A 12,725-nucleotide genomic window follows, 5' to 3' on the forward strand; every position below is an offset into this window, starting at 1 on the left:
ATTTTATTGCAGGGGCGTGACATCTCCGCTGAGAATCCTGTCGCGGGCTGCCTTGCCTCTCTATCCCTTCCTCTATCCCTTCCTCTATCCCTTCCCCTTTCGCCTCTCTGCTTTACCTTCGGCCGAGACAAGGCCCCAACAGAAATGGCCTGATCTCCCCAGCCACTCGTGGGAAGATCCGGCCATCGAAACAGCAGCGTGCGTGACAGGGCATCACTCGCTAGCGACTGGCGAGCCCCTCCTCAACGCTTCTGGCGGGAGCCCAAGGCCTGGCAAACGGCTAGCGGCCAGCAGTTAGCAGCTAAAGATTCCTGCTAGTCATCATCGCCCTCTTCGGCACTCTTCTGGCGCGCCTTGCGCTCCTGCTCTTCTTCCATGGCCGCCATGATGTTCTCGAGCAGCGCATCCACGTCCGGCGCTTCGGCGTCGTCCTCATAAAGGCCCGTCAGCTCGACATCCGGGTCCATGTCGCCGGCCTCGAACAATGCCCAGATCTCGTCGGCGTAGCGTGTCTGTGCCAGTTCAGGCGCGAACATCGCGTAGTAGGCGGTGATATTGGCAACATCACGCGCCAACATGCTCTTGGCATTGTTGTTGGCCGCGGCATCGACCGCCTGCGGCAGATCAATGATCACCGGGCCATAGTCATCGACCAGCACGTTGAACTCGGACAGGTCGCCATGTACCAGGCCGGCATGCAGCATGCGCACGATGTACTGCATCATCAGCGCATGGTCTTCCCGCGCCTGCTCGGCGGACATCGAGACATCATTCAGTCGTGGTGCCACATTGCCGTCGTCATCGGTGACCAGCTCCATCAGCAGCACGCCATCGAAGCAGCCGAACGGCTGCGGCACGCGCACACCGGCATCGGCCAGACGATACAGCGCATCGACCTCGGCATTCTGCCAGGCGGCCTCCTGCTGGTTGCGTCCGAAGCCGGAGCCCTTCTCCATCGCCCGTTGACGGCGACTGTTACGCACCTTGCGGCCTTCCTGATACAGCACAGCCTGCTTGAAGCTGCGCTGGGCAGCATCCTTGTAGACCTTGGCACAGCGAATCTCTTCTCCGCAGCGCACGACGTAAACCGAGGCTTCCTTGCCACTCATCAAGGGGCGGAGCACTTCATCGACCAGACCGTCATCTATGAGCGGCTGGATTCTCTTTGGCGTTTTCATCGCGTTCTTATACGCGTTTTGCGATACATCGGGAATCACCCTGTAGCAATTTTGTGACATACCTTACGACAAAACCCCCGCCAATGCGTCATTGGCGGGGGGTTCAGCATTCACTGACAGACTGCCTCGGCGGCAGCAGCGCCAGCGCTTATTGGGCGTTCTTGAGGCTCTGCATGTCAATCACGAAACGATACTTGACCTTGCCTTCCTGCATGCGCTTCCAGGCATCATTGATGGTGTCGATGTCGATCATCTCGATATCACAGCCAATGTCGTGCTCGGCGCAGTAGTCGAGCACTTCCTGGGTCTCCGGCATGCCACCGATCAACGAGCCCGCCAGTACACGGCGCTTCATGACCAAGTTGCCGCCCTGCAGCGCGGGGTCCACTTCCTGCACCAGGCCGACGAGGATATGCGTGCCGTCGTACTTCAGGGTATTGAGGTAAGGGTTGAGATCATGCGGCACCGGCACCGTGTCGAGCAGGAAGTCGAAGGTTTCGGTGGCGGCTGCCATCTGCTCGTCATCAGTCGAGACGATCACATGATCGACACCATTCTCGCGCGCTTCCTCGACCTTGCTCTCGCTGCGGGTGAAGAGCGTCACTTCACAACCCATCGCCTTGGCGAACTTGATGCCCATGTGGCCCAGGCCGCCCATGCCGATCACCCCGACCTTGTCGCCGGACTTCACGCCGTAGTGACGCAGCGGCGAATAGGTCGTGACACCCGCGCACAGCAGCGGCGCGGCCACTGCCGGGTCGAGCTTGTCCGGGATGGAGACCACGAAGCGTTCGCTGACGACGATCTTGTCGGAATAGCCGCCCTGGGTGAGGCTGCCATCGTGACGGTCCGGGCTGCCGTAGGTCATGGTCATGCCGTCGAGGCAATATTGCTCGAGCCCCTTCTGACAGGCGCTGCATTCACGGCAGGAATCCACCATGCAGCCGACGCCGACCATGTCGCCCACCTTGTACTGACTGACGTCATTGCCCACCTGGGTCACCCGACCCACGATCTCGTGCCCCGGCACCAGCGGATACTGAGAAAAGCCCCAGTCATTGCGGCCGACGTGCAGATCCGAGTGACAGACACCGCAGTAGAGAATCTCGATGGCCACGTCATCCGGTCGCGGCTGGCGACGCTCGAAGTTCCAGGGCGCCAGGTCTGCCGTTTCGGATGCCACCGCATAAGCGCGAGTCTGGCCGTCAAAATCACCGTTGGAAGGGCTTGTCATGGAGTCTCTCCTTGCTTGGCTGAGCGTCGGACAGCCTGGTCATCAAAGATGATTCAGCGCCCGTAAAAGGATTCGCATGCCATGCGGCAATCGCGATCATGCCCACTGACTTCTTGCCGACAGCCCGACTTTTCAATGGCTTGGCTGCTCTGCATCACTGTGTTGGTCAGATCGCAACAGCGCCCCACCAAGCTGCGCGAGGCTTGCAGACACAAGGGAAAGCGACGCAAAACATCTTGCTTCTGATTCCAAATTGACGCCATCAAGCAGCAAAGTTGCCACTGTGTTATCATGCATCTTCACCCCTCACGTCTTGGAACGGAGTCCCGCATGGCGAATACTCGTACTGCTGCAAAGAAAAAAGCACCGGCTGCTGTCGAAACCTCAGCCTCGCTTGAAGCTCAGATGCAGGCCTTCCTGGACCGTGGTGGCAAGGTGGATGTGATTGAATCCGGTGTCAGCGGCCAGGTCATTGGCGTCAAGCCGACCAAGCCGTCAAACCCTGCTGCCAAGAGCTGAGGCTTGCCCATCAAGCCTTGGTGCCCGAACGCGCTGCTCGCCTCACTCAACTGGCGTCTGCCATCGAGTCACTGACCGGTGAGAGCGTTGTTCATCGCTAGACCTCCAGCCGCTGCCCTGCATCATCAGGTAGCGGCCGGCTTCTTTCTGGGGAGAGGAAAATCATCTCTTGCCTGCCCTTGCTCCTCCCGCCACGGCGACGCCCATGCCAGCCTCTACTTCGCGCGACAGCTCCCTCGACTCCCGCCAGCACAGCGTGCATGGCACTCGCGACGCGGATGGGGCACGCACACGCCTGGCCGTCTTCATTGATGTGCAGAACATCTACTACACCACCCGCGATACCTTCGGCCGGCAGTTCGATTATCGTCGCCTGTGGGCAGAGCTCGAGCGCCTCGGCTCGATTCAGCATGCCTACGCCTACGCGATCGAGCGTGGCGACCCCAAGCAGCAGCAATTCCAGCAGCGCCTGCGCGAGATAGGCTTCACGGTCAAACTCAAGCCCTTCATCCAGCGCGGCGACGGCTCGGCCAAGGGCGACTGGGATGTCGGCATCACCATCGACGTGATGGAAGCCGCCCCCGAGGTCGATGAGATCATCCTCGCCTCCGGCGATGGCGACTTCGCCCTGCTGCTGGACCATGTCGCCACCCGCCACGCCATCACCACCCGCGTCTATGGCGTCGAAGCCCTCACCGCCCTCGCCCTGATGAAAAGCGCCCATCACTTCCGCGAAGTCGATGAAAGCCTGCTGATGCGCTGAAGTTTGCCAGGCGCTCTTCTCCCTTTTGATCAGCTTGTTCTCTGTCATGTCAGCAACGGCCTGAGACGGGATTCCTGCACCCGACATGCTGATGCCAAGGCGCCACAGCATATTGACGGCGTCGGTCATGTCCCATCAGTCATGTCCGATCGGTCATGTCGCATCGGACATTACTGATGTCGCATTGAGCGTGATCGCCCTTTACCGCGTGCCGCAGGATGACGCAGGGAGCTGTGCGCTGCTAAAGCCACACCTCTTCCCGATTCCTCTCATGCGGAGCAAGACATGAACAACAACAAGACAGGCGGGGCCGACAGCATCTCGCCAGCCACGCTGAGACGCGTGCTGGCAGCCTCTGCCATCGGCAATTTCATCGAATGGTTCGACTTCGCCATCTACGGCTTCATGGCCGTGATCATCTCGCAGCACTTCTTCCCGCAGGGCGACCCGACTCTGGCACTGATTCAGACCTTTGCCGTCTTTGCGGTGTCCTTTGCCTTGCGCCCCCTCGGCGGCATCTTCTTCGGCACCCTGGGGGATCGCATCGGGCGCAAGAATGTCCTGGCCATCACCATCATCATGATGGCCAGCGCCACCGCCTTGATCGGTCTGTTGCCGACCTATCAGAGCATCGGCATGCTGGCTCCGCTGCTGTTGACGCTGGCTCGCTGCGCTCAGGGTTTCTCGGCAGGCGGCGAATACGCCGGTGCCTGCGCCTTCGTGATGGAACACGCCCCTGACGACAAGCGGGGCTGGTACGGAAGCTTCATTCCCGTCTCGACCTTCAGCGCCTTCGCCACAGCAGCAGCACTCGGTCTAGGCCTCAACAGCCTGGTACCGGAAGCCACCATGCAGGCATGGGGCTGGCGTGTCCCCTTCCTGATCGCTGCACCACTGGGGCTGATCGGGCTTTACATGCGCCTCAAGCTGGATGACTCACCGGCGTTCCGCCTGATTCAGCAGGAACACAACGCCACCAGCGCCCCGCTCAAGGAAACACTGACCACCCACGGCAGCACCATCGTAAGTCTGATGGCCTTCATCTCTGCCACGGCGCTGTCGTTCTACATGTTCAGCACCTATTTCGCGACCTATATGCAGGTGGCGGGCGGCGCCACGCGCCAGACGGCATTGCTGGCAAGCCTGGGTGGCCTCATCGTCGCCGCATTGCTGTGCCCATTGGCCGGACGGTATTCGGACCTTGTCGGGCGACGCAATACCATCATCATGGCGTGTGGCAGTCTGGCCATCGCGGTATTTCCCGCCTATTCGCTTGCCGCCAGTGGCACCTTGTGGGCGTCCATGCTGGGCGCTTCATTGATGGCGGTCGGTGCCGTGCTCTGCGGTGTCGTCACGGCCGCACTGCTCTCGGAGCAGTTCCCGACCCGCGTGCGCTATACCGCCTCGGCACTCAGCTACAATGTCGCCTACACCATCTTCGGCGGCACCGCCCCGCTGGTCGCCACCTGGTTGATCGACTTGAGCGGCAACAACCTGGCACCCGCCTGGTACCTGATCGCGATCGCCGCCGTGGCCCTGCTCGGTGGCCTGCGACTGCCGGAAACCCGTGGCATCTCGCTCACCGACATCCCAGAGACTCCGCGCAGGAGAGCGTCGAGCGTCATGCCGGCCGCATGAACTGAGATCTCGTGACCACTGATGAAATCGGCCTGACAGACATGCCTCCTCAGCGATGACAAAACACCCGCCACAGCGACTGATTCTCGCCATGGCGGGTGTTTTCGTCTGGGCCACCAGCGGCTTGCCAGGCATTCAGGCTTTACCGCGAACTTGCCGGCTAGCTCTGTGGTGCGGCACTCAGCGTCAATTCGATGGCGTCGTGGCGCCAGTGTTCATCATCGCAGTCCACCGCGCGGCCATTCTGATCGAAGTTGATGCGAGTGATGCGCTGCGCGGGGCTGCCCTGTGCGGCGTTCAGCGCGGCGGCGGCCTCAGCGTCGAACACCGTGGAAGCCAGCTCGAAGCTGACGCGGCTGACACGAATGGCGTATTCGTGCCGATAGAGGTCGGTCAGGGAGTGGGCAGCGAGGTCGAAATCGAGGATGCCCGGGAAGCAGTCACGTCGCAGGTGATGGCAGACATGCAGCACGCGCCGCCCGTCGATACGCCGCACGCGAGTGATGCGATAGACCACTGAGTCCTCCGCAATCCCCAGCCGCCGCGCGATCACCGCGTTGGCAGCGACTTCTCCTGCCGCCAGTACCTCGGTGCTGGCCACCCGCTGCTGTGACTCGACCATGTCGCGAAATGGCAGGCACGCCAGCAAGTCATAGCGCAGTCGTGGCGGCGAGACGAACCAACCCCGCCGATTCTCGCGATAGATACGCCCCTCCGCCTCCAGCTGCAGCAGGGTGTCGCGCAGGGTGACCCGCGTCGTGGCAAAGCGTTCGATCATCTCGCGCTCGGAGGGCAGGCGCTGTGAAGCGCGCAGCGGCGCTGCCTCAAGATGGTTCAGCAGCTTGCCCTTGAGCCCTGCCACGGGGACATCCGCGTCAGGAGTTGCCGATGAAGCGGCGTCACTCTGGGGCTCAAGCGAAGATGAAGGCATGCGAAGTTCCTGAAAGATAACGAAAGACAGCAATTTCTGGCGAGTCACTTGCATGACATCCAGGGCGTCCAGGATGGAAAGGGTCAGAGCGAAGCGATTCCTGTGGTCTAGTTCAGATGCCCCGCAAAGCTCAGTGCGACTTTTCAAGACACGCTTGTCGAGACACGCATGAGGAGAATAGTGGCATTGGCGTGACAACTCGGTTACAGCGCAGGTCTGGCTGCCACGACAGGCCAGTCATCACGTGCTGACTCATGCCTTGTCCGCCTAGGCTGTGGAAGATAGCGAGGACCGGGGCCCGCGGCAAGGCGCGGAGAAGGTATGAAGGAGGCAGAGGCAGAGCCGCCACCCCATGCCATAACAACGACATGTTGACGACATGCAACTGTCACAGGCGAGCGCTAGAGTCGATCGTGCCTTTCGAACTGAACTAGACCACACAGTCTCGGCTTTCGACACTTGGCTGAGCACTTGGCAGAGCACTGGTCTGATCAATGATCCGAGAACTGGCCTGAGCAATGACCTGAGCACCCGGACGTGCTCTCAGCGTGTCGACAGGGTGCCTGATGCCCGTCACGCCTTACCTTCAGCGCAGCGATTGTTCATCACCTACTGGGGAAATCTCCTTGAAGTCGATTGCCACTATCTCATCCCGCTCCACCGGCCTGCTGGTTTCCACCTGCATGGCCGCCCTGTTGGGCAGTGCCTCCGTCAGTGCCGCCGACATGCCGGCTGACCTTCTCGAGGCCGCTCAGTCCGAAGGCCGTGCCGATAGCGTCGGCATGCCGGACAGCTGGGCCAACTGGAAGGACACCTGGGCAGACCTCGAGTCGAAGTATTCCATCGCGCATAGCGATACCGACATGAGCTCCGCCGAGGAAGTCGCCAAGTTCAAGGCCGAGGGTGAGAACGCCACCGCCGATATCGGTGACGTGGGCTTCGCCTTCGGTCCGATCGCGGTGCAGCAAGGGGTGACCCAGGCCTACAAGACCACGACCTGGGAGCAGATCCCGGAGTGGGCCAAAGACAAGGACGGCCACTGGGTACTGGGCTACACCGGCACCATTTCCTTCATGATCAACAAGACACTGGTCAGCGAAGATGAGCGCCCGACCTCCTTCGCCGATCTCGTCGAGGGTGATTACAAGGTGTCCGTCGGCGCCGTGGGCAAGGCCTCCCAGGCCAACAACGCCATTCTGGCCGCTGCCTTCGCCAATGGCGGCAAGGAATCCGACCTGACACCGGGCCTGGAAGTCTTCGCGGAACTGGCGCGCCAGGGCCGTCTGTCACTGGCAGAGCCGAGCATCGCCAACCTGGAGAAAGGCGAAGTCGAAGTCGCCCTGCTGTGGGACTTCAATGCCCTGAACTATCGCGACCAGATCAACCGCGACACCTTCGAGGTCGTCATCCCGTCTGATGCCTCCGTGACCTCCGGCTACGCCACCATCATCAACAAGCATGCCGCGCACGCGAATGCCGCCAAGCTGGCCCGTGAGTACATCCTCTCCGACGCCGGTCAGCTGAACCTGGCCAAGGGCTATGCCCGTCCCATCCGCGCCGAGCACCTCACCCTGCCCGAGGATATCGCCGCCAAACTGCTGCCCAACGAGCAGTACGCCAATGCACGTCCGGTCCAGGACTTCGCGGGCTGGGAAGCCAGTGCCAAGCAGCTGCCGCGTCAGTGGCAGTCCCAGGTACTGATCCACCAGCAGTGATCCCCGGCCTCTGCTTCACGCGAGCAGAGCGCGCACCATCCTGACAGACGGCATCGCCTTTGCGGTGCCGTCTTGAGCTTCACGGAGTCACCATGTCTCAGCGTGTCATTCTTGTCGTGCTCGACGGCCTCAACCACGCCGTGGGTCATCATGCCATGGGCTATCTGAGTGCTTTGGTCGAGGCCGGCCGTGGCCAGTATCAATCACTGGACTGCGAGCTGCCGGCCATGTCGCGCCCGCTCTATGAATGCCTGCTGACCGGCGACCTGCCTGTCGACTCAGGTATCGTCAACAACGGTATCGTGCGCCGCTCACTCGGCATCAGCCTGTTCGACCTTGCCAGCCAGCAGGGCAAGCGCACGGCTGCCGCCGCCTATCATTGGGTCAGCGAACTCTATGTCGCGGCCCCCTTCGTGCCGGCCCGCCATCGCTGGCTCGACAACCCGGAATCCGCCATCCAGGCGGGCATCTTCTACTGGCAGGATCATTATCCGGATGACCATCTGTTCAGTGACGCCGAAATGCTGCGCCTGCGTCACGACCCGGATTTCCTGCTGGTGCATAGCATGAACATCGACGATGCCGGCCATCGTCATGGCGGCGACACGCCGCAGTATCGCAATGCCGCACGGCATGCCGACGTCGCGCTGGCCGACTACCTGCCGGCATGGCTGGAAGCCGGCTATCAGGTGATGGTCACCGCCGATCACGGCATGAATGCCGACCGCTCTCACTCCGGCCTGCTGGAAGAGGAGCGTCGCGTGCCGCTGTGGACCTTCGGCAGCGCCTTCGCCAACGGCGCCGCGACGAACCTCAAGCAACGCGAGCTCTGCGGCACCCTGGCCACACTGCTGGGGCTTGAGCACAGCAAGGCGAGCAATCCGTCGCTGCTGGCGAGTCATGCTGCCACGCGAGGCCTCGAGTGATGTCTGCCGCCTTCAAGCGCCGCCTGACCAGCCCCGTCATGTGGCTACTGCCGTTTGCGCTGATCTTCGGCGCCTTCCAGATCGCGCCGCTGGTGTGGGTGATGATCAGCGCCTTCAAGACCCCCACGGGCTGGGGGCTGGCCAACTTTCACGAGATCGCCTCCTCGGCCTTCTTTCGACAGGCCATCTGGCGCAGCCTCGAGATCTCCTTCATGTCCAGTGTGCTGGGGTTGGCGATCGCCGCCGTGACCTGTCACAGCATGCACCGCTGTGGCCCGCGCCTGACGCGCATGATGATCGCCTTCACCAACATGACCAGCAACTTCGCCGGTGTCCCGCTGGCCTTCGCCTTTATCATCCTGATGGGCGCCAACGGCATGCTGACCCTGATGCTGGAGCGCTTCGGTCTGCTCGAGGACTTCAATCTCTACTCGCGCACCGGCCTGATCGTCATCTACACCTGGTTCCAGATTCCGCTGGGCATCCTGTTGCTGTATCCCGCCTTCAGCACCCTGAAGACGGAGTGGCGTGAAGCCGCCAGCCTGCTGGGCGCCAATCGCCTCGCCTACTGGCAGCACATCGGCCTGCCGGTGCTGTGGCCGTCACTGGCGGGCACGCTCACCGTGCTGTTCGCCAATGCCATGGGCGCCTACGCCACCGTCTATGCGCTGGTGAATACCAGCTACAACCTGATGACCATCCGCATCGCCAATCTGGTCTCCGGCGACCTGTTCCTGCAGCCGGAACTGGCCAGCGCGCTGGCCCTGGTGCTGGTCGTCATCCTCGTCATCGTCACGCTGATTCAGCAATGGCTCATGCGCAGGAGCTACCATGTCACTTCCCGCTGAACTGCCCTATCGCCACGGCAAGCCCTTGCTGCCCAGCCTGATGGCGCGCCTGCGCCGCGTGAATATCTACACCTTCATCGTCACCAGTGTCTTCGCACTGCTGGCACTGCCGCTGATCGCGACGCTGTTCTACGCCCTGGCGACACGCTGGGGCGCGAGCCTGACCCCCGATGCCCTGACCGTGAAATGGTTTCTGGAGCTCTGGACCACACCGCGTTTTCTGGCGGCGTTCGGGCGCTCGCTGCTGGTCGCCGTCGGCGCGCTGGCACTGTCGTTGCTACTGATCGTGCCGGTGGTGTTTCTCGCCCACACACGCTATCCGCGCCTGGACAGCGTGATGAATGGGCTGATCCTGCTGCCCTTCGCCGTGCCACCCATCGTGTCATCGGTCGGCCTGCTGCAGCTCTACGCAGGTGGCCCGCTGGCCATCGTCGGCACGCCGTGGATCCTGATCCCCACCTACTTCACCATCGTGCTGCCCTTCATGTACCGCGCCCTGGCCAACAGCCTGCGCGCACTGGACGTGGCGTCCCTGATGGAGGCCGCTCAATTGCTGGGGGCGAGTCCGCTCAAGGCGTTCTTCCTGGTCGTGCTGCCCAATATTCGCGTCGGCATCCAGATTGCCGTCTTCCTGGCCTTCTCGTTCCTGGCTGGCGAATTCGTGTTCGCCAACATGCTGGTCGGCACCCGCTTCGAGACCCTGCAGGTCTATCTGAACAATATCCGCGGCGCCAGCGGCCACTTCACCAGCGCCTTGGTCATCACCCTGTTCGTATTCACGCTGATCCTGACCTGGCTCGGCAATCGTCAGCCCGCCGAGCAGGAGATGCCCGCAGATGACCCCGACGAGGCGCTGGCCACCACCATGACCGACGGCTTGCCCGGCCCGGTGCCGAGCGCCGAATCCGAGCCGCGCCACACCCACCACCAGTCGTCAGACTCCGCATCCCGAGGGGACCGCTGATGCTTGCCATCGACACCGCCACCACATTCGATAGCCAGAGCGCCGGCGGCCTTCTGACCAGCGCCCTGCGCGAACGCGCCGCCGACCAGCACTACCTCAAGCTCAATGGCCTGGCCAAGAGCTTCGGCAAGACCCAGGTATTCGCCGAGATAGAGGCCGAGATCGCGCGCGGGGAATTCATCACCCTGCTCGGCCCCTCCGGCTGCGGCAAGTCGACCCTGCTGCGCGCCATTGCTGGGCTCAATGATGTCGATGCCGGCCAGATCATCGTCGATGGTCACGACATCACGCCACTGCCGCCGCAGCGTCGCGGCATCGGCATGGTCTTCCAGCACTATGCGCTGTTCCCCAACATGCGCGTGGCGGACAACGTGGCCTTCGGGCTGCGCATGAAGAAGGTGCGCCCGGAAGAACGCGAGCGGCGTGTCAGCGAGGTGCTCAGACTGGTGGAGCTGACCGATCAGGCGCAGCGCTTCCCGCATCAACTGTCCGGCGGCCAGCGTCAGCGCGTGGCACTGGCACGCGCGCTGGTGGTCGAGCCGCAGATCCTGCTGCTGGATGAGCCGCTGTCGGCACTCGATGCACGTATCCGTCGCCATCTGCGTGATCAGATCCGCGACATTCAGAAGAGCCTCGGCCTGACCACCCTGTTCGTGACCCACGATCAGGAGGAGGCGCTGCTGCTGTCGGACCGCATCTTCCTGATGCATCAGGGGCGCATCCTGCAACAGGGCAATGCCGAGTCGCTGTATACCCGCCCGGTGGATGCCACGGCGGCAGGCTTCATGGGGCATTACAATCTGATCGGTCGCGAGGTGGCGCGCCCGCTGCTCGGCTACGAAAGCGACAGCCCGCGCGTGGCACTGCGCCCGGAAGCGCTGTATCTGCAACCGGATACCAGCCCCCAGGGACAGCAGGATGAATATGCCAACTTCCCGACCCAGCCCTTGCCGGACAATGCCGGCCCCGGCTGCCCGGGCGTGATCCGCCGCCACCAGCTGCTCGGCAATATCGTGCGCTACGAGGTGGACTGTCAGGGACTGCGCCTGAATGTCGATGTCCTCAATCGCAGCGCTCGGCAGTTATTGCCGCGCCATCTGCGCGTGATGCTGCATGCCGATCTGGATGAGGTTCAGGCGCTGGGCGGTAACGAGACCGCCGCCACGTCGCAGGTGTCCCATGGATGACATCACAGGGCTTGCCATCTTCGATCTTGACGACACCTTGCTCGAGGGCGATGCCACGGGGCTTTGGACTGACTGGTTGATCGCAAGGGGCTGGATCGCCGATGGCGAGGAATATCGCGCGATCTGGGCACAACAGATGCTGGACTACGCGGCCGGTGAGCTGGACATGGAGACCCACCTGACCCACCTGCTGGCCCCGCTGGCAGGTCGCGCCGTCAGTGAGGTCGATGCCGAGGTGGCACGCTTTCTCGATGCCGAGCTGATGCCGCGCCTGTATCGTGAGGGGCTGGAGCGAATTCACTGGCACCGCGCGCAGAATCATCAGGTCGTGATCATCTCGGCCTCGACGGCGCATCTGGTCGCCCCCCTCGCCGAGCGCCTGGCGCTGGACGCGGCCCTGGCCACGGCCCTTGAAACCGAGCAAGGCTGCTACAACGGGCGCGCCTGTGGCATTCGCACCTTCCGCGAGGGCAAGCTCGCGGCACTCAAGGCATGGCAACAGCAACATGCAGGCCACAGCGCCGGGGTGCCCAACTGGGGCTATTCGGATTCACGCAATGATCTGGCCTTGCTGGAATTCGTCGATCACCCCTTCGCCGTCCACCCGGACCCGACCCTTGCCAGCCTGGCGCAACAGCGCGCCTGGCAGACACTACGTTGGCAATGAAGGAAACCGGGTTGGCAATGAGAGAGGCTGGCAGCAAGAGACGCTGGCAACAAGAGACGCTGGGCTGGAATTGAGAGACTGAACTGGAGTCGAGAGTTCCTGCGCTGGAATTGAGTGAAAATCCATAATAGGCGACGCTGGGCATAAAAAAAGGC

12 protein-coding genes are annotated in these 12,725 nt (G+C 62.3%); 9 read left to right on the top strand and 3 right to left on the bottom strand.

Annotation, left to right across the window (positions count from 1 at the left end; translation table 11 throughout):
• Positions 1-314: 314 nt before the first annotated feature.
• Entirely contained in the window at positions 315-1,178 is an 864-nt protein-coding gene (locus tag R2R70_RS04530; RefSeq protein ID WP_054557253.1) for a PA4780 family RIO1-like protein kinase, read from the bottom strand.
• A gap of 148 nt (positions 1,179-1,326) precedes the next feature.
• The gene (locus R2R70_RS04535; RefSeq protein ID WP_052384834.1) at positions 1,327-2,412 is read right to left on the bottom strand and encodes an NAD(P)-dependent alcohol dehydrogenase; all 1,086 of its coding nucleotides are present in this window, start codon (positions 2,410-2,412) and stop codon (positions 1,327-1,329) included.
• A gap of 330 nt (positions 2,413-2,742) precedes the next feature.
• Between R2R70_RS04535 and R2R70_RS04540 the strand changes: the two genes are divergently transcribed.
• From R2R70_RS04540 to R2R70_RS04550, 3 genes are all read left to right on the top strand, one after another.
• A complete protein-coding gene (locus R2R70_RS04540) occupies positions 2,743-2,931 on the top strand; it encodes a hypothetical protein (RefSeq protein WP_084589604.1) in 189 nt (62 codons plus the stop codon).
• A gap of 205 nt (positions 2,932-3,136) precedes the next feature.
• On the top strand, positions 3,137-3,694 hold the full coding sequence (locus tag R2R70_RS04545; protein WP_410977385.1) for an NYN domain-containing protein: 558 nt from the start codon (positions 3,137-3,139) through the stop codon (positions 3,692-3,694).
• A 285-nt stretch (positions 3,695-3,979) separates the two neighbouring features.
• The gene (locus R2R70_RS04550) at positions 3,980-5,332 is read left to right on the top strand and encodes an MFS transporter (protein WP_410977386.1); all 1,353 of its coding nucleotides are present in this window, start codon (positions 3,980-3,982) and stop codon (positions 5,330-5,332) included.
• A gap of 160 nt (positions 5,333-5,492) precedes the next feature.
• On the opposite strand, the gene R2R70_RS04555 is transcribed toward R2R70_RS04550, so the two are convergent.
• Positions 5,493-6,263 (bottom strand): UTRA domain-containing protein, encoded by a 771-nt coding sequence (locus R2R70_RS04555; RefSeq protein ID WP_410977387.1) that lies wholly within the window; start codon positions 6,261-6,263, stop codon positions 5,493-5,495.
• Positions 6,264-6,889: 626 nt separating this feature from the next.
• Between R2R70_RS04555 and R2R70_RS04560 the strand changes: the two genes are divergently transcribed.
• The 6 genes from R2R70_RS04560 (at position 6,890) to R2R70_RS04585 (ending at position 12,570) form a co-directional block, all read left to right on the top strand.
• Complete coding sequence (locus R2R70_RS04560) at positions 6,890-7,978, top strand: ABC transporter substrate-binding protein (protein WP_410977388.1); 1,089 nt, start codon at positions 6,890-6,892, stop codon at positions 7,976-7,978.
• A gap of 92 nt (positions 7,979-8,070) precedes the next feature.
• Positions 8,071-8,904 (top strand): alkaline phosphatase family protein, encoded by an 834-nt coding sequence (locus tag R2R70_RS04565; protein ID WP_410977389.1) that lies wholly within the window; start codon positions 8,071-8,073, stop codon positions 8,902-8,904.
• A complete protein-coding gene (locus tag R2R70_RS04570) occupies positions 8,904-9,752 on the top strand; it encodes an ABC transporter permease (protein WP_054557250.1) in 849 nt (282 codons plus the stop codon). Before R2R70_RS04565 ends, R2R70_RS04570 begins: the two co-directional genes overlap by 1 nt.
• On the top strand, positions 9,736-10,716 hold the full coding sequence (locus R2R70_RS04575; RefSeq protein ID WP_234368161.1) for an ABC transporter permease: 981 nt from the start codon (positions 9,736-9,738) through the stop codon (positions 10,714-10,716). The genes R2R70_RS04570 and R2R70_RS04575 overlap by 17 nt, the downstream gene beginning before the upstream one ends.
• Positions 10,716-11,903, top strand: coding sequence for an ABC transporter ATP-binding protein (locus tag R2R70_RS04580; protein ID WP_410977390.1), 1,188 nt, complete (start codon positions 10,716-10,718; stop codon positions 11,901-11,903). Before R2R70_RS04575 ends, R2R70_RS04580 begins: the two co-directional genes overlap by 1 nt.
• On the top strand, positions 11,896-12,570 hold the full coding sequence (locus tag R2R70_RS04585; protein WP_410977391.1) for an HAD family hydrolase: 675 nt from the start codon (positions 11,896-11,898) through the stop codon (positions 12,568-12,570). Before R2R70_RS04580 ends, R2R70_RS04585 begins: the two co-directional genes overlap by 8 nt.
• The last annotated feature ends 155 nt before the right edge of the window (positions 12,571-12,725 follow it).

The organism is Cobetia sp. SIMBA_158, from assembly GCF_046566945.1.
Lineage (GTDB): Bacteria > Pseudomonadota > Gammaproteobacteria > Pseudomonadales > Halomonadaceae > Cobetia > Cobetia amphilecti.

Excerpts from the sequence above, each read along its gene's own strand:
- R2R70_RS04530 (WP_054557253.1), bottom strand. The coding sequence starts at position 1,178 with ATGAAAACGCCAAAGAGAATCCAGCCGCTCATAGATGACGGTCTGGTC.
- R2R70_RS04535 (WP_052384834.1), bottom strand. The coding sequence starts at position 2,412 with ATGACAAGCCCTTCCAACGGTGATTTTGACGGCCAGACTCGCGCTTAT.
- R2R70_RS04540 (WP_084589604.1), top strand. The coding sequence starts at position 2,743 with ATGGCGAATACTCGTACTGCTGCAAAGAAAAAAGCACCGGCTGCTGTC.
- R2R70_RS04545 (WP_410977385.1), top strand. The coding sequence starts at position 3,137 with ATGCCAGCCTCTACTTCGCGCGACAGCTCCCTCGACTCCCGCCAGCAC.
- R2R70_RS04550 (WP_410977386.1), top strand. The coding sequence starts at position 3,980 with ATGAACAACAACAAGACAGGCGGGGCCGACAGCATCTCGCCAGCCACG.
- R2R70_RS04555 (WP_410977387.1), bottom strand. The coding sequence starts at position 6,263 with ATGCCTTCATCTTCGCTTGAGCCCCAGAGTGACGCCGCTTCATCGGCA.
- R2R70_RS04565 (WP_410977389.1), top strand. The coding sequence starts at position 8,071 with ATGTCTCAGCGTGTCATTCTTGTCGTGCTCGACGGCCTCAACCACGCC.
- R2R70_RS04570 (WP_054557250.1), top strand. The coding sequence starts at position 8,904 with ATGTCTGCCGCCTTCAAGCGCCGCCTGACCAGCCCCGTCATGTGGCTA.
- R2R70_RS04575 (WP_234368161.1), top strand. The coding sequence starts at position 9,736 with ATGTCACTTCCCGCTGAACTGCCCTATCGCCACGGCAAGCCCTTGCTG.
- R2R70_RS04580 (WP_410977390.1), top strand. The coding sequence starts at position 10,716 with ATGCTTGCCATCGACACCGCCACCACATTCGATAGCCAGAGCGCCGGC.
- R2R70_RS04585 (WP_410977391.1), top strand. The coding sequence starts at position 11,896 with ATGGATGACATCACAGGGCTTGCCATCTTCGATCTTGACGACACCTTG.